This window comes from Rathayibacter tritici, assembly GCF_002932875.1.
Taxonomy (GTDB): domain Bacteria; phylum Actinomycetota; class Actinomycetes; order Actinomycetales; family Microbacteriaceae; genus Rathayibacter; species Rathayibacter tritici.
This window is the reverse complement of record NZ_PSWS01000069.1, coordinates 1-25099: the sequence shown is the minus strand read 5'-3', so window position 1 is coordinate 25099 and position 25099 is coordinate 1. Positions and strand designations below refer to the sequence as shown.

Sequence of the window (25099 nt, the reverse complement as noted above, 5' to 3'; positions counted from 1 at the left end):
CTCAGACCTCCACGGCCGGGGTGTGCAGGGTCGTGGTGGTGTCCTCCGGCAGCTCCGTCGGAGCATCGGGGGTGCCGTGCTTCTCGACGGCGCGGGTCAGCGCCTGGTCGAGGTCGTAGACGATGTCGTCCGCGTCCTCGATACCCACGGAGAGACGGACGAGGCCGGGGAGGACGCCCGCGTGCAGCAGCTGCTCCTCGGTGAGCTGCGCGTGCGTCGTCGAGGCGGGGTGAATGACCAGCGTCTTCGCGTCGCCGATGTTCGCGAGGTGGCTGGCGAGGTCGACCGACTCGATGAAGGTCTGGCCGACGGCGCGACCGCCCTTCACCACGAAGCTGAAGACCGAGCCCGGACCCTTCGGCAGGTACTTCTGCGCACGGCCGTAATGCGGGTGCGCGGGGAGGCCAGCCCAGTAGACGGCGTCGATCCGCGGGTCGGCGTCGAGCCACTCGGCGACGCGGCGCGTGTTGTCGACGTGCGCCTGGATCCGGTACGGCAGCGTCTCGACGCCCTGTGCGAGCAGAAACGCGGAGTGCGGGGCGAGCACCGGGCCGATGTCACGCAGTTGCTCGGCCCGGAGGCGCGTGAGGAAGCCGTACTCGCCGAAGTTGCCGTCCCAGGACAGGTCGCCGTAGGACGCGACCGGATCGTGCAGCAGCGGGAACTTCTCCCGGGAGTAGTGGAAGCGCCCCGATTCGACAACGACGCCGCCGAGCGTGGTGCCGTGTCCGCCGAGGAACTTGGTGGCCGAATGGATGACGATGTCGGCGCCCCACTCGATCGGTCGGACGAGGTAGGGCGTGGCGACCGTCGAGTCGATGATCAGCGGAATGCCGGCGGCGTGCGCGACCGCGGCGAGGCCCTCGATGTCGGCGATCTCCCCGGAGGGGTTGGCGATCGTCTCGGCATAGAGCACCTTCGTCTTCTCGGTGATCGCCGCCGCGTAGTCGGCCGGCTCGCTGGAGCGCACGAAGGTCGTGTCCACTCCGAAGCGCCGCAGCGTCACGTCGAGCTGGGTGATCGAGCCGCCGTAGAGGTTGGCGGAGGAGACGACGTGGTCGCCCGCGCCCACCAGCGCCGCGAAGGTGATGAACTGTGCCGAGAGTCCGGAGGCGGTCGCGACGGCGCCAAGGCCGCCCTCGAGGCTCGCGACCCGCTCCTCGAAGGAGGCGACGGTGGGGTTCGACAGGCGCGAGTAGACATTGCCGTACTTCTGCAGCGCGAAGCGTGCGGCCGCGTCGGCGGTGTCGTCGAAGACGAACGCGCTCGTCTGGTAGATCGGCAGGGCGCGGGCGCCCGTCACCGCGTCGGGGATGTTGCCCGCGTGGATCGCACGCGTCTTGAAGCCGTATTCGCGATCTGCCATGCGATCGACGCTAGCGGGAGGCGCCGACATCCCGCGCTCGTGCGCGACGCATCGCGTAATACAGCCGATCAGAGCGCCAGCTGCACCGCTGCCAGCCCCATCGCCGCGATCGCGGCCCAGGACACGAGCGCCACGACCAGCGCGCGCCACCCTGTCGTCACGAGCGCGCGCACCCGCACCGCACTGCCCAGGGCGAAGAGCGCGGCGGCGAGGAGCCAGGTCTGCGTCGTGTCCGCGGTGGCGAGCACCTCCTCCGGCAGCGGCAGGAGAGTCCTCAGCAGCACCGCCGCGAGGAACCCGATCACGAACAGCGGCAAAATTGCAGGTCGGGTCCCGCCCGGCTCGTTGCCGCGCCGGGTGACCGCCGCCGCCACGGCGACCATCGGAGCGAGCATCAGCACGCGCGTCAGCTTGACCACCACCGCCACGGCCAGCGCCGACGCTCCCGCCACCTGAGCGGTCGCCACCACCTGGCCGACGTCGTGCACCGACGCGCCGACCCAGTGCCCGAACTGCACGTCCGAGAGCCCCAGCGGCTGCGCCAGGGCGGGGAGCACCGCGATCGCGAGCGTGCCGCAGAGCGTGACCAGCGCGACCGGTGTCGCCTGCTCCTGCTGCTTCGCCCGAGTCGCCCCGGCCATCGCCCCGATCGCCGAAGCGCCGCAGATCGAGAACCCCGCAGCGAGGAGCAGCGGCTCCTGCCCGGGCAGCCGCAGCGCCCGCCCCAGCGCCCAGGTCAGGCCGAAGGTGGCGAGGACGATCCCGACGACGACCAGGATTGCGCCCCAGCCCAGCGCCGCAATGTCGATCAGCGAGAGCTTCAGCCCCAGCAGCACGATCCCGGTGCGCATCAGCGAGCGCGACGAAAACGCCAGGCCCGGCGCCAAGGCTCCGCCCAGCATCCGCCGCGCCGATGGCAGCTGAGCGACGAGGATCCCGAGCGCGACCGCCGCGGTCAGCATCGGCACCGCGGGAACGGCCGCGTGCAGCAGCGCCGCGAGCACGGCCGCGACCGCGCAGGCTGCTACTCCGGGACCCCGCCGCCGGATCAGACCCACGAGTGCAGCCACATATGAGCCTGCCAGAAGATGAAGGACGTCTGCGCGCCGGTCCAGAGCGGGAGGAAGTAGCCCGTCACGGCGGCCGCGGCCACCCCGAAGACCAGCACCACCAGGATCCCGCGAGTGCGCCTCGTCCGCTCATCGCCCGGCGACCCGATCACGATCCCCGCCGTCAGGGCCAGTGCCAGCATCATGTAGGGCTCGAAGACGACGCAGTAAAACTGGAACACCGTGCGGTCGAGGTAGAGCAGCCACGGCAGGTACCCCGCGACGATCCCCATCAGCACGAAGCCGGCGCGCCACTCCCGGTACCGGGCCAGGCGGTAGACGAGGTAGAGCAGCGCCAGCACGCCGACGTACCAGATGAGCGGATTAGCGACCGAGGTGATCGCCTCGGCGCACCGCACGGCGGTGCAGCCGTCGACCCCGGTGGCCTGATCGGCGAAATACATGCTGGTCGGCCGCAGCATCAGGAGCCACGTCAGCGGGTCCGCCTCGTAGGGGTGTGCGGCGCGCAGATTGATTGAGTAGTTGTACATCTGCGCGTGGTAGTGCCAGAGGCTCTGCGCCCAGTCCGGCACCCAGGCGAGCGCGCCGGTCCACGCGTTGCCGGGCGACTCCGTCGCCCACTGCCGCCCCCAGCCGCCGGAGGTGCGGAGCCACCCGGTCCACGTGCCGACGTAGGCGACGAGGGCGATCGGCACGACCAGGAGGAAGGTGACCGGCCCCTGTGTGAGGAGCGCGCCGCTGCCCCAGAACAGCACCCCCGCCCGGCGCCGGAGCAGAGCATCAGCGACTACCGCATAGACGCCGTACGCCGCAAGGAAGTAGGCGCCCGTCCACTTCACTCCCGCGGCCAGCCCGAAGAGCACGCCGGCGCTCAGAAGCCACGGCCGCCACCACAGCACCGGCCCCCAGCTCGACAGTGCTCCCGCAGCCACCTTGCGCGCGAGCTGTAGCTCCGCCCAGCGCCGGTCGAGCAGCACAGCCCCGACCCCGCAGAGCGCGACGAACATCAGGATCCCGTCCAGCAGCGAGACCCGCGACATCACGATCGCGTGGCCGTCGAGCGCGAGCATCAGCCCCGCGAAGGAGGAGAGGAACGTGGAGCGGAAGAGAAGGCGGCCGATCAGGATCACCAGCGCCACGGCGAGGATCCCGGCGACGGCGGTCGAGATACGCCAACCGACGCTGTCGTCGGCGCCGAACGCGCCCATGCCCAGCCCGATGATCCATTTACCTAGCGGCGGGTGCACGACGAAGGACGGTGCCCCTGTGAAGGCGTCGACGTCGCCCGCGGCGAAGCCGGGATCGGCGTTCGCGGGCCAGGCGCCCTCGAAGCCGAGGTTCCAGAGGGTCCAGGCGTCCTTCACGTAGAACGTCTCATCGAACACCAGCGAGCGCGGACGACCCAGGTTCCACAGCCGCAGGACGGCGGCCAGCGTGATGACGAGCAGCGGCAGGCCGAACTCGTAGAGCCGGCGCCGCCCGGGGGAGGCAACCAGGCGTCCGTGCAGATCGTCGAACCAGGAGCCGCGGGCCACCCCCGGGAGCGGGGTGCGGTCGCGGGGCTCGGCGGGCTCGACCGGCACCGTCTTCGTCGGTCCCGCCGCGTCCAGAAGCAGGTCGTCGAAGTCGCGCTGCGGTCGGTCCGTCACCCGGCCATGCTAGTCGGGGACCCCCGCACGGGTGGTGGCACAGTGCGACAAGCGGAGACGAACAGGCGACCTGGGAGACTGGCCGGATGATCATCCTCGCCGGCACTCCCATCGGAAACCTCGGCGATGCCTCGCGGCGTCTCGTGGAAGCGCTGTCCTCCGCCCGTCACATCGCCGCCGAGGACACCCGCGTGACGATCCAGCTGCTCCGGGCGCTCGGAGTCGAGAACCGGCCCGCCCTCTACGCGTTGCACGACCACAACGAGCGCGAGCGCGCGGCCGAGCTGGTCGAGCTCGCTCGCGCGGAGGATCTTCTCGTGCTCAGCGACGCGGGCATGCCCACGGTGTCGGACCCGGGCTACCACCTGGTCGAGGCGGCCGCGGCGGCGGGAGTCGCGGTGACCGCCCTGCCCGGACCCTCCGCGGTGCTGATGGCGCTCGCTGTCTCCGGACTCCCGACCGACCGCTTCAGCTTCGAGGGCTTCCTCCCGCGCCGGCACGGCGAGCGGGTTTCGACCTTCCGCGCGCTCGTCGACGAGCGGCGCACGATGGTCTTCTTCGAGTCGCCGCACCGTATCGGTGACGCGCTCGCCGACCTAGTCGAGGTGATGGGCTCGGATCGGCGCGTGGTCGTCTGCCGCGAGCTCACCAAGATGTTCGAGGAGGTCCGGCGCGGCACGGCGGCCGAGCTCGCCGAGTGGGCGGCCGGCGGGCTGCGCGGCGAGATCTGCCTGGTGGTCGAGGGCGCTCCCGTCCGCGAGGCGTCCCTCCAGGACGCGCTGGCCGACGTGCTGGCCCGCGTCGCGGCCGGATCGCGCCTCAAGGAGGCGTCGGCCGAGGTGGCCGAGATCACCGGACTCTCCCGCCGCGCCCTCTACGAGGCGGCGCTCGCCTCTCGCCGCGCCTGAGGTGAGCTCCTCCACAGGGGCGCTGGTAGCCCGTTGTCCACTGGCTCCGTCACACGGGAGGAGCCGCCCCGCGCGGTGAATAGGATGGTCGCCATGTCCGACGGCGCCTCCTTCTATCTCACGACCCCGATCTTCTACGTGAACGACGTCCCGCACATCGGGCACGCGTACACCGAGGTCGCTGCCGACGTGCTCACCCGCTGGCACCGCCAGGCGGGAGATGACACCTGGCTGCTGACCGGCACCGACGAGCACGGCCAGAAGATCCTCCGGACGGCCACCGCCAACGGGACCACTCCCCAGGAGTGGGCCGACCGACTCGTCAAGTCCGCGTGGCAGCCGCTGCTCGAGACCATCGACATCGCGAATGACGACTTCATCCGCACCACGGAGGCGCGGCACGAGGTCAACGTTCAGAAGTTCTTGCAGAAGCTCTACGACGCGGGCGCGATCTACACCGGCGAGTACGAGGGCTACTACTGCGTCGGCTGCGAAGAGTACAAGCAGCTGTCCGACCTCGAGGAGGGCACCGGCGAGTACACCGGGCAGTACGTCTGCAAGATCCACTCGAAGCCGGTCGAGCTGTTGAAGGAGAAGAACTACTTCTTCTCGATGAGCGAGTACACCGAGAAGCTGCTCGCGCTCTACGAGGAGCGGCCCGACTTCGTGCAGCCCGAGTCGGCGCGCAACGAGGTCGTGAGCTTCGTCCGCCAGGGCCTGGCCGACCTGTCGATCTCGCGCTCCAGCTTCGACTGGGGCGTCAAGGTCCCGTGGGACGACTCCCACGTCGTCTACGTGTGGTTCGACGCGCTACTCAACTACATCACCGCGGTCGGCTACGGCCAGGACGAGGCAGAGTTCCAGCGCCGGTGGCCGGCGACCCACATCGTCGGCAAGGACATCCTGCGCTTCCACGCGGTGATCTGGCCCGCCATGCTCATGGCCGCCGGACTCGAGGTGCCGAAGCAGGTCTTCGGTCACGGCTGGCTGCTCGTCGGCGGCGAGAAAATGTCGAAGTCGAAACTCACCGGGATCGCGCCAGAGCAGATCACCGACACCTTCGGCTCCGACGCGTTCCGCTACTACTTCCTGCGCGCCATCACCTTCGGTCAGGACGGCTCGTTCTCCTGGGAGGACCTGTCGGCGCGGTACCAGTCCGAGCTCGCGAACGGCTTCGGCAACCTCGCCTCGCGGGTCATCGCGATGCTGCACCGCTACTACGACGGCGTCCTACCCGAGCCCGGGGAGTTCACCAAGGCGGAGGAGCGCATCCAGCGCACCGTCGCCGACGCCGCCTCCTCCGCGGACCGCTCGATCGACGCTCTCGCGATCCACGACGCGATCACCGCCGTCTGGAGCATCGTCGAGGAGCTCAACGGGTACATCACCGAGCAGGAGCCGTGGGCGCTGGTCAAGCGCGAGGAGCGCGAGCGCCTCGGCACAGTGCTCTACACCGCGACGGAGGGGCTGCGCGCCCTGGCCGTGCTGCTCTCGCCGGTCGTGCCGCGCGCGACGACGGCGCTCTGGGAGGCGCTGGGCGTGACGGAGTCGCTGGGCGCCCTGACCGCTCAGCCGATCCGTGAGGCGGGCCGCTGGGGCGTCCTCCCGGTCGGCACCACCGTCGGCACCCTTGCGGCGCTCTTCCCGCGCATCGAGGCGCCGGCGTCCTGACGGGCGTTTGCACATTCGCCCGCTACACGGACGGGACACCACCAATGAGGGAGATTGTCGATCGTGTACATCACTCGGCTAAGGCTTAAGAATTGGCGTAATTTTCGCGCCGTGGACATCTCTCTGCGCGAGGTGGCATACATTATCGGACCAAACGCGTCCGGTAAGTCAAATCTCTTAGATTCGATTCGTTTCTTGAAAGATGTGGCAAAAGCGGACGGCGGCGGTGTCCAACGCGCACTATCCACGCGCGGAGGTGTTTCGCGGGTGAGATGCCTTCATGCTCGCAAAGATCCCGAGGTGATGATCGAGATCGAGGTGGCGGACGAGCTTGACCAGAACGCGCCGACCTGGGTGTACATACTAGGGCTTAAAAATGAGGGTAAGGGTGCTCATCGCAGCCTCGTTTCGTCTGAAGTAGTTAAGAAAGGTGGGGCGGAGATCCTCCGCCGGCCTGATGATCACGACAGGCGTGACCCTGCTCGCTTGACACAAACAAGCCTGGAGCAGATTCAAGCCAACGGCGAATTTCGGGAGCTCGCCGAATTTCTCGCAGACGTTTCTTTCGTTCATCTCGTACCACAGCTACTCAAGTACTCCGATCAAATCGGTGGAAATAAGATCGAAGACGACCCGTTCGGTCAAGGGTTTCTAGAAAAGGTCGCCCGCGAGACTGCTCGAACCCGCAATTCACGACTCAAGCGGATTGAGGGTGCGCTGAAAATCGCGGTTCCTCAATTCTCGGACCTTAGATTCAGTCAGGACACTGTGACGGGCAGGCCCCATCTCGAGGCGAGGTACGACCACTATCGACCGAACGCCGGCTGGCAACGGGAGGACTCGTTCTCAGATGGGACTCTTCGCCTCATTGCTCTGCTCTGGTCGTTGCAGGCCGGCGATTCCGTTCTGCTTATGGAAGAGCCGGAACTAAGTCTCAACGACTCGATCGTCCGTGAGATCCCCGTGCTCCTGAGTCGGGTGCGGTCGACGAAGCGCAAGCAGCGACAAATCTTTGTGACGACCCACAGCGAAGCTCTCCTCGCAAATGAAGGCATTGACTCTCGACATGTCGTGCTCCTCGAAGTTGAGAACGAAGGGACCACAGCGCGGCTTGCGAATGAAGCCGAGCAGGTGCAGCTTGATGCCGGCTTCTCCCCGGCCGAGGTCCTTCTTCCGAAAGCGAAAGCACCGCTAGTGGGAGTAGTCCCCCTCTGGGAGGATTAGTGGAGGCCATCTCGGCAATCGGTGGTGCGGAGGACAAGGCGGGCGAAGCTCTTCTTCGGCGCCTCGTTGACAGCTACGCCCCCAACTTGTCGTTGCAGAATGTGATCGTCACTAACGGATCTGGTGCTCTGAGAGCAAAAATCGGCAACTTTGCGAAGGTTTCGCAACGTGCGCCAGTTATCGTCTTCACCGACCTCGATAGGAAGGAGTGTGCTCCGTCGCTTGTTGGAGAGTGGCGCCAGGGTCTATCTTTCGATGCGCCCAACCTTTTAATCCGCGTCGCTGCGCAGGAGGCTGAGGCCTGGATGATCGCCGATACGGCTGGAATCGCGGCACTCTTGGGCCGCCCAAATCTAGTCGTGCCAGCTCAGGCTGATGATATCCAGGACCCGAAGGAGTGGTTGCTGAACGCTGCTGCACATGCCGGACGTTCCTTCAAGCAGCGATTCACGAGGGTCGAGCGAAACCGGCTGCGACAAGGGGTTGAATACAATTTGATCCTTGAAACGTTCGTTCTCAAGGTTTGGGACCCTGAATCGGCGCGCGAGCGGTCCGACAGCCTCGATCGGGCGGTGAGGGCGCTCGAGGTGCTGAATGCACGAATAATGGAGTGATCCGGCCGCTCGCGGCCCTCCCGGTAGCCTGGAGCGCATGACCGACAGCCAGCACGTCCGCTCCCGCGAGGCCTCCTCGGGCCGCGACCTGACGTATCCGCCGCTGCCCGAGGCTCTCGTCGTGCCCGTCTACGACAACCACACCCACCTCGAGATCGCCGACGGGCTCGAGCCGCTCGACCACCGCGAGCAGCTCGATCGCGCGTCCACTGTCGGCGTCCGCGGCGTCGTCCAGGTCGGCACTGACGTCGAGACCAGCCGCTGGTCGGCGGAGCAGGCGGCGAGCGAGCCGCGCATGCTGGCGGCCGTCGCGATCCACCCCAACGAGGCCCCCGAGCTGGAGCAGCGCGGTGAGCTCGACGCCGCGCTCGCCGTCATCGCCGAGCTGGCCGAGCAGCCGCGGGTGCGCGCGATCGGCGAGACCGGACTCGATTTCTTCCGCACAGGCGAGAGCGGTCGCGCCGCCCAGTTCCGCTCCTTCGAGGAGCACATCCGGATCGCCAAGGAGCACGACCTGGCGTTGCAGATCCACGACCGCGACGCGCATCGCGAGGTCATCGACACCCTCCGCCGCGTCGGTGCCCCCGAGCGCACCGTCTTCCACTGCTTCTCCGGCGACGCCGACATGGCGAGAATGTGCACCGACGAGGGCTGGTACCTCTCCTTCGCGGGGACCGTAACCTTCTCGAACGCCGCGCCGCTACGCGAGGCGCTCGTCGTGACTCCGCGGCACTTGATCCTCGTCGAGACCGACGCGCCCTACCTCACTCCCGTGCCCTTCCGCGGCCGCCCGAACGCGCCCTACCTCCTTCCGCATACCCTGCGCTCGATGGCCGCGACCCTCGAGACGGACGTCGGCCACCTGGCCGCGACGATCGCCTCGAACACTGAGGCCGTGTACGGCGAGTGGGGCGGCGAGGTCGGCTCCGGGCCGACGGAGCCGGTCGGCCCCCTCGCATGAGCGGCCGTCACGCAGCGGTGCCGACGGCCGCGAGCATCCCGCGTCTGCTGGGCCCGGCCGAGATCCGCGACCTCGCGGGCCTGCTCGATGTCATGCCGACCAAGAAGCTCGGCCAGAACTTCGTCCACGACGCGAACACCGTCCGCCGCATCGTCAAGCTGGCAGGTGTGCAGCCGGGGGAGACCGTCGTCGAGATCGGTCCGGGTCTGGGTTCGCTGACGCTCGGTCTGCTTGAGGCGGGCGCCCGGGTCGCAGCCGTCGAGATCGACGGTCGCCTCGCCGAGCAGCTGCCGCGCACGGTCGAGCTGATGATGCCGGGCGCCGACCTCGCGGTGGTGCACGCCGATGCGATGAAGGTGCTCGATCTGCCGGGCGACCCCGCGCGCCTCGTCGCCAACCTCCCGTACAACATCTCGGTGCCCGTGCTGCTGCACTTCCTCGAGAACTTCGCGAGCATCCGGTCCGGAGTCGTGATGGTCCAGTCCGAGGTCGGGCACCGGCTCGCGGCCGGGCCGGGATCGAAGGTCTACGGCGGCCCGAGTGTGAAGGCCGCGTGGTTCGGCTCCTGGTCGACCGGCGGCACGGTTTCGCGCCAGATCTTCTGGCCGGTGCCGAACGTCGACAGCGTGCTGGTCGCCTTCGAGCGCGGGGAGGAGCCGGGCGACGAGACCCTTCGCCGCGCGGTCTTCGCCGTAGTCGATGCCGCGTTCGCCCAGCGGAGGAAGATGCTCCGCCAGTCCCTCGCGACGCTCTTCGGCGACAGCGCCGCCGCGATCACCGCCCTCGAGTCGGCCGGTGTCCCGCAGACAGCGCGGGGCGAGGAGTTGGACGTCGCCGCCTTCGTCCGGCTGGGGCGGGAGCTCGATCCGACGCGAGTGCCGGTGCGCGGCGCGTCGCGGGCGGACGGGTCGCTGGCGGGGACCGACGGGGACGGCGTGGATGGCGACGGGGAGGCCTCCTCCGGCGCGGACGAGGGCGCCTCCGCCACCCTGTAGCGTGAGAGCATGGCCCATCGCGTGACGTCGAACCGGGTCCATGCGCGGGCCCCCGGCAAGATCAACGTGTTCCTCAAGGTCGGCGCTGTGCGCGACGACGGCTACCACGAGCTGGCGACCGCGTACCAGTCGCTTTCGCTCTATGAGGACGTTTTCGCGTCGGACGCGTCCGACTTCTCGGTCTCCTTCTCAGGCTCGATCGACACCTCCGCTCTCGCTGTGGACGGCTCCAACCTCGCCATCAAGGCGGCGCGTGCGTTGGCCAGGGCCACCGGGTACCGCGGTGGCGTGCACCTCGAGATCGAGAAGCACGTCCCGATCGCCGGCGGCATGGGGGGCGGGTCGGCCGACGCCGCCGCAACCCTCCTGGCATGCGACGCGCTCTGGGGCACGGCCTGCACGCGGGAGCAGCTGCTCGGCATCGCGGCGAGCCTGGGCGCTGACGTCCCCTTCTCCTTCACCGGCGGTACCGCGATCGGAGTCGGACGCGGAGACGAGCTGAGCCCCGCGCTGGCCAAGGGCCGCTTCGAGTGGGTGCTGGTGCTCTCGGACGAGGGCCTGTCGACCCCGGAGGTCTACAGCGAGCTCGACCGGCACCGCGAGCGCCATCTGCACGACTTCCGCCCCATCTCGGTGACTCCGACCATCGATCCCAACGTGCTGCAAGCACTCCGTGCCGGTGACGCCGCAATGCTCGCCGACGCGATGCACAACGACCTTCAGGCGCCGGCGCTGCACCTGCAGCCCGGGCTCGCCCGCATCCTCGAGCTCGGCGAGGGACGTGGCGCGCTCGGCGGCCTCGTCTCAGGCTCGGGCCCGACCGTGGCGTTCCTCGCGTCGGACGCCGACGCCGCCCTCGACCTGCAGCTGGAGCTGAGCTCCGCGCGCCTGAACGCTGTGCGGGTCTCGGGGCCCGTGCACGGAGCGCGCGTGCTCTCGTCCTAGGCGCGCCAGGGCCCGGCTCCGCTGTCCGATGTGCAGGACTCCGTCGGATGTGCAGGACTCCGTCCGATGTGCAGGGGATCCGACTCCTCCGGCGCCCGTTCCGCGGCAGGATCGGCGTCTGCGCACAGATCCCCTGCGAATCGCACCTCCCCCTGCGAATCGCACCTCCCCCTGCGAATCGCCCGCCCAGCCATGCGCCGCCGAACCCGACGCGCAGGCAGCCCGCAGAGAAGTCCCGCCCGCGTGGCTTAGAGTGCCGCTCATGTCGCGCCGACGTACCACCCTCTTCGCTATCCTCTCCGGGATCGTGGCCGCTGTCGTCTCCCTGGCGGTCGCGGAGGTCGTCGCAGTGTTCACCGGCGCGGGGGGCAGTCCGCTGATCGCGGTCGGCGGCTTCGTCATCGACATCGTTCCGCCCGGCGTGAAGGACACCGTTATCGCCCTCTTCGGAACCGGCGACAAACTCGTGCTCCTGGTCTCGATCGGCATCGCTATTGCAGTCCTGGCGGTCGGGGCGGGGCTGCTGGAGTATCGACTTCCGCCGTTCGGGCTGCTGCTGCTGGCCGTTGTCGCCGGCGCCGGTGCGTTCGCTGCGGTGAGCCGGGAGGGTTCGTCCGGCATCGATGCCGTGCCGAGCATCGTCGGCATGGTGGCCGGAGCCGGCGTGCTCCGCTCCGCCTCCGTCCGCCTCCGCGGCTGGCAGGAGGAGTCGGGGAGCGGGGCTCCCGGTCGGCGGTCGTTCCTGCGCCTGGTCGGCATCGCCGGAGTCACGGCGGTCGCGGCCGGCGTCGGCGCGCGCTTCCTCACTTCCGCTTCCGCCGCCGTCACCGCTGTGCGCGAGGCCGTGTCGCTACCCGCTCCCGCCTCCGCGGCTTCGGCCGTCCCCGCCGGTGCCGTGCTCGACCACATCACAGGCATCAGCCCGTACGTCACTCCCAACGCCTCGTTCTACCGGATCGACACCGCGCTCTCCGTGCCCTCGGTCGAGCCTGCCGACTGGTCGCTGAAGATCACCGGCATGGTCGAGGAGGAGATCGAGATCACCTGGGACGAGCTGCTCGCGCTGCCGCTCGAGGAGCACCTGGTCACCCTGTCCTGCGTGTCCAACGAGGTCGGCGGCGATCTGATCGGCACCGCCCTCTGGCTGGGCTACCCGATTCGGCAGCTCCTGGCCCGGGCGCGGCCGACCGCCGGCGCCGACATGGTGCTCTCGCGCAGCATCGACGGGTTCACCGCCTCCAGCCCGCTCGACGTGCTGCAGGACGAGAACCGCGCGAGCTTGCTGGCCGTGGGGATGAACGGCGAACCGCTGCCGGTCGAGCACGGCTTCCCTGTGCGCATGGTGGTCCCCGGCCTCTACGGGTACGTATCGGCGACGAAGTGGGTCGTCGAGCTCACGGTGACCACCTTCGCGGAGGACCTCGCCTACTGGTCGACCCGCGGCTGGACCGAGCGCGGCCCGATCAAAATCGAGTCGCGGATCGATGTTCCGCGGAAGGGACAGCTGGTCGAGGAGGGCATGGTCGCCGTAGCGGGAGTCGCGTGGGCACCGCACACCGGGATCGCGAAGGTCGAGGTGCAGATCGATGGCGGCGCGTGGCAGGAGGCGCGGCTCGCCGAGCAAGTGACGGCCGACACATGGATTCAGTGGGTGCTGGAGTGGGACGCGACGGCCGGCGACCACGTCGTCACGGTGCGCGCGACCGATGCCGACGGCACGGTGCAGACTACAGTCGAGCGCCCGCCCGCGCCCGACGGCGCGACGGGCCTGCACCGCCGCTCGGTCGCGGTGTCGAAGCCGGCCCCCGAACCCGACCCCGCGGACTGAGACCCGTCACCTCCGCGGGTGCCACCCCTCTGCGGCGCGCCCACTGTGCCCGGCCGCACGGGTGGCACCGCCTAGGCTGGATCCCTATGGCACATCTGCTGGGCGCCGAGGCGCTGCGACTCGAGTACCCCACGCGCGTGATCTTCGACGACGTCTCCCTGGGGATCGAGGAGGGCGACCGCATCGGGATCGTCGGCCGCAACGGCGACGGCAAGTCGACTCTCCTGCGCCTGCTCGCGCAGCGCATCGAGCCGGACCGCGGCCGCGTCACGCACCGCCGCGGCGTCACGCTCGGGATGCTCGACCAGGCCGACACGGTCGATGAGGAGCTCACCGTCGCCCAGGCCGTCGTCGGTGGGTTGCAGGAGCACGAGTGGGCGGGCGACGCGCGTACCCGCGACGTGATCGCCGGTCTGCTCCGCGACGTCCCCTGGGACGGCGTCGTCGGTTCCCTCTCGGGTGGCCAGCGTCGCCGCGTCGCCCTGGCGAAGCTGCTCGTCGGTGAGTGGGATGTCGTCTTCCTCGATGAGCCCACCAACCACCTCGACGTCGAGGGCATCGCCTGGCTCGCCGAGCACCTCAAACGTCGCTGGGCGGTGTCGTCGGGCGGGCTGGCGGTCGTCACTCACGACCGGTGGTTCCTCGACGAGATCTGCACCGCCACCTGGGAGGTGCACGATCGGATCGTCGAGCCCTTCGAGGGCGGCTACGCGGCCTACATTCTGCAGCGCGTCGAGCGCGACCGGATGGCCTCGACGATGGAGGCCAAGCGCCAGAACCTGATGAAGAAGGAGCTGGCCTGGCTTCGCCGCGGTGCTCCCGCGCGCACCGCGAAGCCCAAGTTCCGGATCGACGCCGCGAACCAGCTGATCGAGGACGAGCCTCCCGTGCGCGACTCGGTCTCGCTCTCGCAGCTCGCCGTCTCGCGGCTGGGCAAAGACGTCGTCGACCTGCTCGACGTCACGGTCCGCTACGGCGAGCGCACCGTCCTCAACCGCATCGAGTGGCGGATCGCGCCGGGCGAGCGCACCGGCGTCCTGGGCGTCAACGGAGCCGGGAAGTCCACCCTCCTGGGCCTCGTTGCGGGCAGCGTGGAGCCGACGAGCGGCCGAGTGAAGCGCGGCACCACCGTGCGCGTCGCGATCCTCGATCAGCAGCTGCGCGAGCTGACGGAGGTGCAGCACCAGCCCGTCCGCGAGATCATCGCGGAGCAGCGCACCAGCTACTCCATCGGCGGCAAGGAGATGACGCCGGGCCAGCTGCTCGAGCGGCTCGGCTTCTCGAGCGCGCAACTCTCGACGCCGGTGAAGGACCTCTCGGGCGGGCAGCGGCGGCGGCTCCAACTCCTGCTCATCCTGCTCAGCGAGCCGAACGTGCTGATCCTCGACGAGCCGACCAACGACCTCGACACCGACATGCTCGCCGCCATCGAGGACCTGCTCGACTCCTGGCCGGGCACGCTGCTCGTCGTCTCGCACGACCGGTACCTGCTCGAGCGCGTCACCGATCAGCAGTACGCCGTGATGGATGGCGCGTTCCGGCACCTGCCCGGCGGGGTCGAGCAGTACCTCGACCTGCGCCGTGCGCTCCAGAAGGGGGCGCCCGCGTCCTCCGGCTCCTCCGGCTCCGCCACGCCCGCGCCGAGCGGCCTGGCGGGAGCCGAACGCCGCACCGCCGAGAAGGAGGTGGCGGCCATCGACCGGCGCCTGCACAAGCTGACCCAGCTGACGGCGACGGTGCACGAGACGATGGCGACTCACGACCAGGACGACTACGACGGCATCCTGGCATTGAACGCGACCCTCCGCGCCTACGAGGACGAGACGGCCGAACTCGAGCTGCGCTGGCTGGAGCTCTCGGAGCAGCTGGAGGGCTGAGCCCGGGCCGCCCGTCCGCTCGAAGACTCAGAAGTCGCGGTACTCGCGGCGGATGACCGCGGAGTTCTTGGCGGGGGAGTTCAGCCGAAGTCGAGCGAGAGCTTGCGGAGCAGCTGCGCCAGCCGCTCCTGCTGTGCGTGGGTGAGTGCGCCGAGCAGCTCCTGCTCCGCGTCGACCAGGCGGGTGATCGCCGCATCGACGCGGGCGAGCCCGGACGGCGTCATCTGCACCAGCACGCCCCGCCCGTCGTTCGGGTCGTCGAGGCGCTCGACCAGGTCACGCTCGACCAGCCGGTCGATGCGGTTGGTCATGGTGCCGCTGGTGACCATCGTCGCCTGGAGGAGCTGCTTCGGGCTCATCCGGTAGGGGGCGCCGGCACGGCGCAGCGCCGAGAGCACGTCGAACTCCCACGTCTCCAACTCCGAGCGGCCGAAGGCGATGCCGCGCGCGCGCTCGAGCTGCTTGGCCAGTCGGCGCATCCGCGAGAAGACCTGGAGCGGCGTGAAGTCGAGGTCGGGCCGCTCCCGCACCCACGCATCGACGATCCCGTCGACCTCGTCATTCGCACTCACGCGTCCATTCTGGTGGTTGAGCTGCTCGGGGGACGCCGGGGAGGGCGAGGCGGGCGCCCTGAGGCGGAGCCCGGGCCTCGGGGATGGCAGGATGGACGGCGCGCGTGAGCGCGGTCCGCCATGGTGTAACGGCAGCACGGCAGCCTTTGGAGCTGTCCGGTCCAGGTTCGAATCCTGGTGGCGGAGCGGCGTGTGCAGGACTTCGTTCGGCTGGTCGTCATCCACGGCTCGACGACTGTCGCGCGCGCTGACGTGGTCGTTGGGATTTTCACAACGGACGCGTACCATGCACGCATGACTGAACAGATCGGACAGCGAGTTGCTGACCTGCTCCCGAGCGGTAGTACTCAGCGAAGCATCGCAGCGGACGTCGGAATGACTCCCGACGCCTTTTCGCGTGCGCTCCGAGGCGAGCGCGGCTTTGCCGCAATCGAACTCGCGAAGATTGCAGATCTCCTTGACGCTGACCTGCACTTCATCATCACCGGGTCGCCCGACCCGAATCGGGTGGTTGCGGCCGCGCGCCACGCGTTCGATCAAGAGACGCGGCGTCATCACGTACCGGGCAAGGATGTCGATCTCCCGCACCTCGATAGGGTCCTTCTCGCCTATGAACAGGTTCAGGGCGGGCTCGCTGCGTCCGACGTCCCCGAGACGCTTGAGTCGGCGCGAGTCGCGCTCGGAGACGACTTCATCCGTCCCTTTGCCGACCGTTTAGATTCCCTGGGCATCGACATCGTGCGCCTGAGTGAACTGACTTCCGCATACTCTTTTCGCTTCGGCGGTCGAGCAATCATCGCGCTCGAGGCGACTGGGAACTGGTTTCGGGAGAACTGGTCGCTGGCTCACGAGCTCGGGCATCTTGTTCACCAGGAGGAGTCTTTCCGGCAAGGTCGTTCGGCAGAGGTGGTTTCCAGCGAGCCGGAGGCTAATGCATTCGCCGCCGAAATTCTTCTTCCCGCAACATGGATTCAGAGCATCGATTGGACAGTGGTGACGGAGGCAGACATAGCGGAGCATGTCTGGAACCGAGGCGTTTCCGTCGAAGCTCTCAAGAACCGAATCGTTGCTTTGCGCCTCCCGATGAATGACTATCTGGAGACGTGGTCGCCCCAGCCCACGCAGCGGCTCTTGCGGCGCCACTGGAAGACCTCCGAGCCTGGAGACCACATCACGGCACGAATGGATGCAGCTTCGACGCGAAGATTCCCCCTTGCTCTTCAACATGCTCACATCGCGCAGATCGCGCAGGGGACTGTTCGAAAGGACACGCTCGCTTGGATGCTCGGGGTGGACCCGGTCGATCTGGAGGTCGACGAGCCGACCTATGGGGGCGAACTCTCGTCCGACGCTCTCGCTGACCTCCTCGGTCTCGGCGCGTGAGGGGCGCCTGCGCGTGACGGTTTGGCTTTTCCCGGACAACACGGTTCTGATCAACTTCGCCTACCTTCATCGAATGGACCTCCTTCGTCGACTGCTTGGCCATCCCGCCTGGTGTGCAACCGTCGCTCACGAATGCCGGCTGTCCTCATCCGAGCCGGATCTCGAGGATGTGAAGGACGCGCCAGATATCTTTGGCGAACCGCTATTCCCCGAAAACCCCGGGGAGCACATCTTAACGACCGTCTACCGAAAGCAACTGTCGCGACCCGGCGACGCTCCTACGAAGAATCTCGGCGAGGCTGAGACTCTTGCCATCATCCACAGTCGGAATATAAAGGCCGTCTTTTTCACGGATGACGCCGGCCCGGCTGCTCTCCTCGCAGGAGGGCCAAGCGGCATGCAGGTTCAAACCGCGACTACTTGGGGGCTGCTGCAGGCAGCATGTCGCGCGCATTTTGTAGACGGCGACACGCTGTGGTCCTACGTCTCAGTACTTCGCTCCAAAAACAGGCATCTTCCGCCGGGGCGAGCCGGATTTGATCGTGACGAATTCACTGCCTGGCTGGAGAGTTGAGGCGACTCGTCGGACGCTCCCAAGGGGAAGCGTCGTCGGGATTGAGCTACGGTTTCGAGACGACCGGGATCCCTTTGGCTGCGGCGGGTCTGAGGGGGTCGCCAGACCGGCGAGGCGCCGCAACCGGGACGGCTCGCTGTCGATTCCGGTAGCGTGATCGGCGGCGCGCAGCCAGTCCGAGGCCCCGGGGCATGTCCGGGAACCTGTCGGCTGTCCGTTTAAGACGAGTCGCCGATCCGATCGCCGACAGAGTTCTGAGGGTTGCGGAGGATCTTAAGCGGTCAGCCGGAGCTCTTATGGAGGAGAACGAATCATGGCAGACAGCACGCTCGCCGTCGTGATCCTGGCGGCAGGCCAGGGCACCCGCATGAAGTCCCGCACCCCGAAGGTCTTGCACCGACTCGCCGGGCGGCCGCTGCTCGGGCACGTGCTCGACACCGCCGCCTCGCTCGACGCGGCGCATGTGGTGACCGTGGTGCGCCACGAGCGCGACCGGGTCGCCGAAGCAGTCCTCGAGCACACGCCCGCCGCGCTGGTGGTGGATCAGGATGCGACGCCCGGCACCGGCCGTGCGGTCGAGCAGGGGCTCGCAGCGCTCCCGGAGTCCTTCGCCGGCACGGTCGTCGTGCTCAGCGCCGACGTCCCGCTGCTCGACGCGTTGACGCTGCGCCGCCTCGTCGACGAGCACCTGGCCGCCGCGAACGCGCTGACGATGCTCTCCTGCGTGCTCGAGGACCCGACCGGCTTCGGTCGGATCGTCCGCGGCGGCGACGGAGCCTTCGCCTCGATTGTGGAGCAGAAGGACGCGAGCGTCGACGAGCTGGCCCTCACCGAGATCAACGCGGGCGTCTACGCCTTCGAGGCCGCCGCGCTCCGCTCGGTGATCAGCGCGATCGGTACGGAGAACGCGCAGGGCGAGAAGTACCTCACCGACGCCGCCGCCGCGCTCAAGGCCGCCGGCCGCTCGATCGAGACCGTCCCGGTGCAGGACCGTTGGCTCGTGGCGGGCATCAACGACCGAGCCCAGCTCGCGGACGCGGCGCTAGAGCTGAACGCGCGCATCGTGCGCCGCTGGCAGCTCGAGGGCGTCACGATCCAGGACCCGGCGACGACCTGGATCGACGTGGACGCGGTGCTCGCTCCCGACGTCGAGATCCTTCCCGGCACCCAGATCAAGGGCCCGACGGTGATTGCGACCGGCGCGGTCATCGGCCCGGACACGACACTCGACTCCTGCGAAGTGGGGGAGGACGCGGTCGTCAAGCGTTCCGACGCGACGCTCGCCGTGATCGGCGCGCAGGCCCAGGTCGGCCCGTTCTCGTTCCTGCGGCCCGGCACCGTGCTCGGCGCCCGCGGCAAGATCGGCACCTACGTCGAGACCAAGAACGCCACGATCGGCGAGGGATCGAAGGTCCCGCATCTCTCCTACGTCGGCGACGCCGTGATCGGAGAGGAGTCGAACATCGGCGCCGGCTCGATCTTCGCGAACTACGACGGGGTGACGAAGGCGTCCTCGGTGGTCGGTTCGCATGTGCGGGCGGGGTCGCACAACGTCTTCGTCGCCCCCGTTAGAATCGGTGACGGAGCGTACACGGGCGCCGGAACGGTCATCCGCAAGGACATCCCCGCCGGAGCCCTCGGGATCACCGTCGCTCCGCAGCGCAACATGCCCGGGTGGGTGCAGACCCACCGTCCGGGAACCGCAGCGGCTGAGGCCGCCGAGGCGGCCCTGGCGTCGGACCTCCTCGGATCCGACCAGGCGAGCACCCCAGGAAGCGGAGCACAGTGAGCGGCATCACCGCCAGCAACAAGAAAAGCCTGGTCCTCGTCTCGGGGAGGGCGCATCCGGCACTGGCGGAGGCGGTCGCCGCCGAACTCGGGACCGAGCTCGTCACGACCGAGGGGCGCACCTTTGCCAACGGCGAGCTCTATGTCCGCTACGGCGAGTCGGTGCGTGGAGGCGACGTGTTCGTCCTCCAGTCGCACACCTCCCCGATCAACGAGTGGCTGATGGAGCAGCTGATCATGGTCGACGCTCTCAAGCGTGCCTCCGCCAAGCGGATCACCGTGGTCGCCCCGTTCTACCCCTACGCGCGCCAGGACAAGAAGGGCCGCGGCCGCGAGCCGATCTCGGCCCGCCTCGTCGCCGACCTGTTCAAGGCAGCGGGGGCCGACCGGATCATGTCGGTCGACCTGCACGCCGCGCAGATCCAGGGCTTCTTCGATGGCCCGGTCGACCACCTCTTCGCGATGCCCGTGCTGCTCGAGCACTTCCGCGAAAAGCTCGACCCCTCGACCCTCACCATCGTCTCGCCGGATATGGGTCGCGTCCGGGTTGCCGACATCTGGAGCGACAAGCTCGGTGTCCCGCTCGCGATCATCCATAAGCGCCGTGACCCGAAGGTCGCCAACCAGGTCTCGGTGCACGAGATCGTCGGAGAAGTGCGGGGCCGCGTCTGCCTGCTCGTCGACGACCTCATCGACACCGGGCGCACCATCGCGAAGGCGGCGGAGGCCCTGAAGAAGGCGGGCGCAATCGGCGTCGTCGTCGCGGCGACCCACGCCGTCTTCTCGGACCCGGCGGTCGAGCTGCTGAGCTCCGGGTTCATCGACTCGGTCGTCGTCACCGACACGCTGCCGCTGCCCGAGGAGAAGAAGTGGGACCGTCTGACGGTCCTGCCGATCGCGCCGCTGCTCGCCCGCGCCATCCACGAGGTCTTCGACGACGGGTCCGTCACGTCGATGTTCGACGGCGACGCCTGACGCCTCCTGCCGGTCGGGTGGCCGCGGAGTGACACCACCGGGGACCGTTCCGGCTGGCCGATCCCCGGACGGGCGCACGCCCTCGGGTGAGCCCGTGCCCCTCCGCTTCCCGCCGACCCTCGCGCGCGCTTTCGGGCATCGCCACCACAGCCCTCACCGCCCTGCTCGCACTGCTCGGGCTCGGTTGGCAGGACGCCTCCGCGCTGGTGCGGCTGGGCGAGGCGGGAGAGACCTCGCCCGCGTCGCCGTCCGTGACTGTCGGACGGGTTTGCCCGTGGCGGCCCGCCCGGACAGGAGGCGCCGTAGGAAGAAGGCGCCCCAGCACGCAAGATCCGTGGATCCGACGGGCAGGGGCGCCTTCTCTGTGCGCCGCGCGGTCAGTGCGTGGAGGGGTCCTGCTCGACCTCGGTGCGATCGCCCGACCACAGCGTGTGGAAGGTGCCCTCCTTGTCGACCCGCTGGTAGGTGTGCGCGCCGAAGAAGTCGCGCTGACCCTGCACGAGAGCGGCCGGGAGCCGCTTCGAGGCGAGCGAGTCGTAGTAGGACAGCGCGGCGCCGAAGCCGGGGATCGGCACGCCCGAGAGGGCAGCGGTCGAGACGATCCGGCGCCAGGCGGCCTCGCCGTTCGCGACGGCCTCGGCGAAGTAGGGATCCTCGAGGAGGGTCGTGATGCCGGCGTTCTCGTCGTAGGCGTCCACGATCCGGTTGAGGAACTGCGCGCGGATGATGCAGCCTGCGCGCCAGATCTTGGCGACCGCGCCCTTATCGATGTCCCAGCCGTACTTCTGGGCCCCCGCGATGATCGCGTCGAAGCCCTGCGAGTAGGCCACGACCTTGGAGGCGTAGAGCGCGGCACGCACGTCGTCCTCGAAGCCGTCGTACTTCTCGACCGGGGTCGGGCGCGACGTGATGCGGGCCTGGACGGCCTCGCGCTGCTCCGGGTGCGAGGAGACGGCGCGGGCGAAGACGGCCTCGGCGATGCCGCCGACGGGGACGCCGAGGTCGAGCGCGTTCTGCACGGTCCAGACGCCAGTGCCCTTGGAGCCGGCCTGGTCGAGGACGATGTCGAGGAAGGGCTTCCCGGTGTCGGCGTCGACCTGGCGAAGCACCTCGGCGGTGATCTCGATGAGGTACGACTCGAGGTCGCCCCTGTTCCAGGCGTCGAAGACGTCGGCGATGGCGGCGGGCTCGTGACCGCCGACGGTGCGCAGCAGGTCGTACGCCTCGGCAATGAGCTGCATGTCCGCGTACTCGATGCCGTTGTGGATCATCTTGACGAAGTGGCCGGCGCCGTCCGTGCCGATGTGCGTGACGCACGGCTCGCCCTCGGCGACCGCGGCGATCGAGGAGAGGATCGGGCCGAGCGTCCGGTACGACTCCACCGAGCCGCCGGGCATGATCGACGGGCCCTTCAGCGCGCCCTCCTCGCCGCCCGAGATGCCGGTGCCGACGAAGTGGATGCCGCTCTCGCGCACGGCCTTCTCGCGGCGGATGGTGTCCGTGAAGAGCGCGTTGCCGCCGTCGACGATGATGTCGCCGGGCTCGAAGACCCGGGTCAGCTGCTCGATCACGGCGTCGGTGCCGCGGCCGGCCTGCACCATGATGATCGCGGTGCGCGGAGTGGCGAGCGAGGCGGCGAAGTCCTCGATGGTCTCGGAGGCGACGAAGCCCGCCTCCGGGTGCTCGGTGATGAGGGTCTCGGTGCGGCCGTAGGAGCGGTTGAAGACCGCGACGGTGTTGCCCTCGCGGCTGGCGAGGTTGCGCGCGAGGTTCGAGCCCATCACCGCCAGACCGACGACTCCGATGTTGGCTGTGGCGGTGGGCTTCTCAGACACGGTTCTCCTCGACGTTCGCGTTCAGGGTCGTTCCCAGGCTAGCTCCGGGGGCCCGCCGGGAAACGGGGTCGGAGCCGTCCCTCGTCTGCACATCGGTCGTCACGCGCGCGCACGCTCTTGCGCGCCCGCGGGATTCCGGGGACGGCGTTCGAGGATTCGGACCGGTCAAGCTCCGTGCCCCCTCGGCACGCGCTCGCTCGGGATCGGCGGGGGCGGGGGAGTGCCGTCGCCGAACGGACGCCCGCCCAACTCCTCGCGGCCGGAGGGGACCAGCCAGCCGGACAGGTCAGGCCCCTTGGGCACGACGCCGGTCGGATTGATGTCGCGCTGCACCTCGTAGTAGTGCGATTTGATGTGCACGAAGTCGATCGTGTCGCCGAAGCCCGGAGTCGCGAACAGGTCGCGGGCGTACCCCCAGAGCGCAGGCATCGCCGAGAGGAGGTTCCGGTTCGCCTTGAAGTGGCTGTAGTAGACGGCGTCGAAGCGGGCGAGGGTCGTGAAAAGGCGGACGTCGGCCTCCGTGATCGTGTCCCCGACGAGGTAGCGCCGGGTGCTCAGCCGCTCCTCCAGCCAGTCGAGGCGCGCCCAGAGGCGGTCGTAGGCCCGCTCGTAGGAGCGTTGCGAACCCGCGAAGCCGCACTTGTAGACGCCGTTGTTGACGTCGTGGAAAACCAGCTCCGCGACCTCATCGATCTCGTCACGGTGCTCCGCCGGATAGAGATCGGGGGCGCCGTCGCGGTGGAACGCCGTCCACTCGGTCGAGAAATCGAGCGTCATCACCGGGTAGTCGTTCGTGACGACCTGGCCGCTCGGGATGTCCACGAGGGCCGGCACGGTGATCCCGCGCGGGTAGTCGGGGAAGCGGGCGAAGAAGGCGTCCTGCAGCCGCGGGATGCCCAGCACGGGGTCCACACCACCCGGATCGAGGTCGAAGGTCCAGCTGCGCTTGTCGTGCGTCGGCCCGCAGATGCCCATCGAGAGAGCGTCCTCGAGTCCGAGCAGACGGCGCACGATCATGGCGCGGTTCGCCCACGGGCAGGCCCGGGAGACGACGAGGCGGTAGCGCCCCGCCTCCACCGGATACCCGTCACGGCCGTCGGCGGTAATCCGGGTCGGGATGTAGTTCGTGTCGCGGTGGAAGCCGTTCTTCTCGACATAGGAGCCGAAGTCGTCGCTCGTCATACCCGCACGCTAGCCAGTCCGCCTGAACTTCAGGTCTCGAGCCCGGCGAGGGCCCCCGTGCTGGCGGGCAGGCGCCGTGCCGGGTAGGATCGGCAGCTGAACTTCGGCGAGGGATGCACGCGCATCCGTGATCGACGCGGTGGAAGCAGGCGAGGCCCCCACGGGGCGCCACGGACTTCTCCTCACGCTGACCTGCGTTCGAGTCGACAAACCGTCCGTGGCCGCAGGTCACGACCCGATCCGGTGGCGCTGGGCGCCGCCCAAGGAGAACATCATGGCTGAACTGACCAACAAGGTCGTCGTCGAGGTCCGCACCTCGTTCGGCAAGGGCGCCGCCCGGAAGATCCGCGCGCAGGACAAGATCCCCGCGGTCCTCTACGGCCACGGCACCGAGCCCCAGCACCTCACCCTCCCGGGTCACCAGGTGCTCCTGCTCACCCGCAAGGCGAACGCGATCCTCGAACTCGACATCGAGGGCGCCGCGCAGACCACGCTGGTGAAGGACATCCAGCGCGACCCGGTGCGCCAGATCATCGAGCACATCGACCTCGTCGTCATCAACAAGGGCGAGAAGGTCGAGGTCGACATCCCCGTGCACATCGAGGGCGACGCCGCCCCCGGCACCCTCGTCTCGATCGAGTCGAACACCCTCTCGCTCGAGGTCGACGCCACGCGCATCCCGCAGAGCGTCGTCGTCTCCGTCGAGGGCCTCGAGGCCGGCACGCAGATCACCGCCGCCGACGTCACGCTCCCCGAGGGCGCGACGCTGGTCACCGATGCCGAGATCCTCATCGTCAACGTCACCGCCGAGGTCGAGCAGGACCTGGGTGAAGACGACGAGACTCCGGCCTCGGGCGACGTCGTCGCCGAGAACGCGGAGTAGTCCGCACTATCCCGGGAACGGGCCCGCTCGCAGCCGCGGCGGGCCCGTTCCGCGTCCGGCGGGGGATGCCTCCGCCCGAGAAAGAGGAACGACATGGGTGACACCTGGCTGGTCGTCGGACTGGGCAACCCGGGCGCGCAGTACGCACGCAACCGGCACAATGTCGGCCAGATGGTGCTCGATGAGCTCGCGACGCGGATCGGCGGGTCGTTCCGCCGGCACAACCGCGCGAATGCCGTCGTCGCCGAAGGCTTTCTCCGCCCCGGGGGACCGAAGCTCGTGCTCGGTAAGCCCAACAGTTTCATGAACCTTTCGGGCGGGCCGACGGCGCAGCTGCTCGACTTCTTCTCGATCGACTCGTCGAACCTGATCGTCGTGCACGACGAGCTCGACATCCCGTTCGACACCCTGCGGCTGAAGCAGGGCGGCGGACACGGGGGGCACAACGGTATCCGCGACATCCTCGCCGCGACCGGGGGAGCCGAGTTCTTGCGCGTGCGGGTCGGCATCGGCCGCCCGCCGGGCCGCCAGCAGGCCGCCGACTTCGTGCTTCGGGACTTCGCCGCACCCGAGCGCGAGGCTCTCCCGATCCTGGTGTCCGACGCCGCGGACGCCGTCGAACTCATCGCCACCTCCGGCCTCACGGCCGCCCAGCTCAAATACCACACCCTCTCCTGACCCACCCGCGCCCACCCCACCACTGAGGGAACCCTGAACCGCCAAGGCAACCCGCCGTTCCGGGCTCCCTCCACGGTTCAGGGTCCCCTCAGTGGTGGGGTGTGCGCCGGAGGGGCAGGAG

General features: G+C 68.8%; 21 protein-coding genes and 1 tRNA gene. 16 read left to right on the top strand and 6 right to left on the bottom strand.

What is annotated here, in order from left to right:
- Position 1 precedes the first annotated feature (1 nt).
- The 3 genes from C5D07_RS13880 to C5D07_RS13870 form a co-directional block, all read right to left on the bottom strand.
- Entirely contained in the window at positions 2-1366 is a 1365-nt protein-coding gene (locus tag C5D07_RS13880; RefSeq protein WP_084416154.1) for an O-acetylhomoserine aminocarboxypropyltransferase/cysteine synthase family protein, read from the bottom strand.
- 68 nt (positions 1367-1434) lie between these two features.
- The gene (locus tag C5D07_RS13875; protein WP_104259578.1) at positions 1435-2436 is read right to left on the bottom strand and encodes a YeiH family protein; all 1002 of its coding nucleotides are present in this window, start codon (positions 2434-2436) and stop codon (positions 1435-1437) included.
- Positions 2415-4085 (bottom strand): dolichyl-phosphate-mannose--protein mannosyltransferase, encoded by a 1671-nt coding sequence (locus tag C5D07_RS13870; RefSeq protein ID WP_237358231.1) that lies wholly within the window; start codon positions 4083-4085, stop codon positions 2415-2417. Before C5D07_RS13870 ends, C5D07_RS13875 begins: the two co-directional genes overlap by 22 nt.
- Positions 4086-4171: 86 nt before the next feature.
- Here C5D07_RS13870 and rsmI point away from each other — a divergent pair, with 86 nt between their 5' ends.
- From rsmI to C5D07_RS13830, 9 genes are all read left to right on the top strand, one after another.
- Positions 4172-4993 carry a 16S rRNA (cytidine(1402)-2'-O)-methyltransferase gene (rsmI, locus tag C5D07_RS13865; protein WP_068251919.1) on the top strand — a complete coding sequence of 274 codons (822 nt, stop codon included), beginning with the start codon at positions 4172-4174 and terminating at the stop codon, positions 4991-4993.
- A gap of 93 nt (positions 4994-5086) precedes the next feature.
- A complete protein-coding gene (gene metG / locus C5D07_RS13860; RefSeq protein ID WP_104259588.1) occupies positions 5087-6664 on the top strand; it encodes a methionine--tRNA ligase in 1578 nt (525 codons plus the stop codon).
- A 63-nt stretch (positions 6665-6727) separates the two neighbouring features.
- Complete coding sequence (locus C5D07_RS13855) at positions 6728-7888, top strand: AAA family ATPase (protein WP_104259587.1); 1161 nt, start codon at positions 6728-6730, stop codon at positions 7886-7888.
- On the top strand, positions 7888-8502 hold the full coding sequence (locus C5D07_RS15485) for a DUF4276 family protein (RefSeq protein WP_170063556.1): 615 nt from the start codon (positions 7888-7890) through the stop codon (positions 8500-8502). Before C5D07_RS13855 ends, C5D07_RS15485 begins: the two co-directional genes overlap by 1 nt.
- Before the next feature lie 37 nt (positions 8503-8539).
- Positions 8540-9463 (top strand): TatD family hydrolase, encoded by a 924-nt coding sequence (locus C5D07_RS13850; protein WP_068251920.1) that lies wholly within the window; start codon positions 8540-8542, stop codon positions 9461-9463.
- Positions 9460-10458, top strand: coding sequence for a 16S rRNA (adenine(1518)-N(6)/adenine(1519)-N(6))-dimethyltransferase RsmA (rsmA, locus tag C5D07_RS13845; protein ID WP_084415811.1), 999 nt, complete (start codon positions 9460-9462; stop codon positions 10456-10458). Before C5D07_RS13850 ends, rsmA begins: the two co-directional genes overlap by 4 nt.
- 9 nt (positions 10459-10467) lie before the next feature.
- Positions 10468-11403 carry a 4-(cytidine 5'-diphospho)-2-C-methyl-D-erythritol kinase gene (locus C5D07_RS13840; protein WP_068251921.1) on the top strand — a complete coding sequence of 312 codons (936 nt, stop codon included), beginning with the start codon at positions 10468-10470 and terminating at the stop codon, positions 11401-11403.
- A gap of 262 nt (positions 11404-11665) precedes the next feature.
- Complete coding sequence (locus C5D07_RS13835; protein WP_068251922.1) at positions 11666-13231, top strand: molybdopterin-dependent oxidoreductase; 1566 nt, start codon at positions 11666-11668, stop codon at positions 13229-13231.
- Between the two features lie 86 nt (positions 13232-13317).
- Positions 13318-15108: an ABC-F family ATP-binding cassette domain-containing protein gene (locus C5D07_RS13830; RefSeq protein WP_104259577.1), complete on the top strand. Its 1791-nt coding sequence runs from the start codon at positions 13318-13320 to the stop codon at positions 15106-15108.
- An 80-nt stretch (positions 15109-15188) separates the two neighbouring features.
- Here C5D07_RS13830 and C5D07_RS13825 read toward each other — a convergent pair whose 3' ends face one another.
- Positions 15189-15680, bottom strand: coding sequence for a MarR family winged helix-turn-helix transcriptional regulator (locus C5D07_RS13825; protein WP_068251926.1), 492 nt, complete (start codon positions 15678-15680; stop codon positions 15189-15191).
- A 114-nt stretch (positions 15681-15794) separates the two neighbouring features.
- Here C5D07_RS13825 and C5D07_RS13820 point away from each other — a divergent pair.
- From C5D07_RS13820 to C5D07_RS13800, 5 genes are all read left to right on the top strand, one after another.
- Positions 15795-15866 (top strand) — tRNA-Gln (locus C5D07_RS13820).
- Positions 15867-15974: 108 nt separating this feature from the next.
- A complete protein-coding gene (locus C5D07_RS13815) occupies positions 15975-17063 on the top strand; it encodes an XRE family transcriptional regulator (RefSeq protein WP_211286384.1) in 1089 nt (362 codons plus the stop codon).
- Between the two features lie 13 nt (positions 17064-17076).
- The gene (locus C5D07_RS13810; protein ID WP_104259584.1) at positions 17077-17637 is read left to right on the top strand and encodes a hypothetical protein; all 561 of its coding nucleotides are present in this window, start codon (positions 17077-17079) and stop codon (positions 17635-17637) included.
- A gap of 313 nt (positions 17638-17950) precedes the next feature.
- Positions 17951-19426 (top strand): bifunctional UDP-N-acetylglucosamine diphosphorylase/glucosamine-1-phosphate N-acetyltransferase GlmU, encoded by a 1476-nt coding sequence (gene glmU / locus C5D07_RS13805; RefSeq protein WP_104259576.1) that lies wholly within the window; start codon positions 17951-17953, stop codon positions 19424-19426.
- The gene (locus C5D07_RS13800) at positions 19423-20400 is read left to right on the top strand and encodes a ribose-phosphate diphosphokinase (protein WP_068251935.1); all 978 of its coding nucleotides are present in this window, start codon (positions 19423-19425) and stop codon (positions 20398-20400) included. The genes glmU and C5D07_RS13800 overlap by 4 nt, the downstream gene beginning before the upstream one ends.
- 377 nt (positions 20401-20777) lie before the next feature.
- On the opposite strand, the gene gndA is transcribed toward C5D07_RS13800, so the two are convergent.
- Both gndA and C5D07_RS13790 read right to left on the bottom strand, forming a co-directional pair.
- On the bottom strand, positions 20778-22181 hold the full coding sequence (gene gndA, locus C5D07_RS13795; RefSeq protein ID WP_068256998.1) for an NADP-dependent phosphogluconate dehydrogenase: 1404 nt from the start codon (positions 22179-22181) through the stop codon (positions 20778-20780).
- 219 nt (positions 22182-22400) lie between these two features.
- Entirely contained in the window at positions 22401-23417 is a 1017-nt protein-coding gene (locus C5D07_RS13790; RefSeq protein WP_104259575.1) for a glutathione S-transferase family protein, read from the bottom strand.
- 274 nt (positions 23418-23691) lie between these two features.
- Between C5D07_RS13790 and C5D07_RS13785 the strand changes: the two genes are divergently transcribed.
- Positions 23692-24300 (top strand): 50S ribosomal protein L25/general stress protein Ctc, encoded by a 609-nt coding sequence (locus C5D07_RS13785; RefSeq protein ID WP_104259583.1) that lies wholly within the window; start codon positions 23692-23694, stop codon positions 24298-24300.
- 93 nt (positions 24301-24393) lie between these two features.
- Positions 24394-24978, top strand: coding sequence for an aminoacyl-tRNA hydrolase (gene pth, locus C5D07_RS13780; RefSeq protein WP_068251940.1), 585 nt, complete (start codon positions 24394-24396; stop codon positions 24976-24978).
- Positions 24979-25099 lie beyond the last annotated feature (121 nt).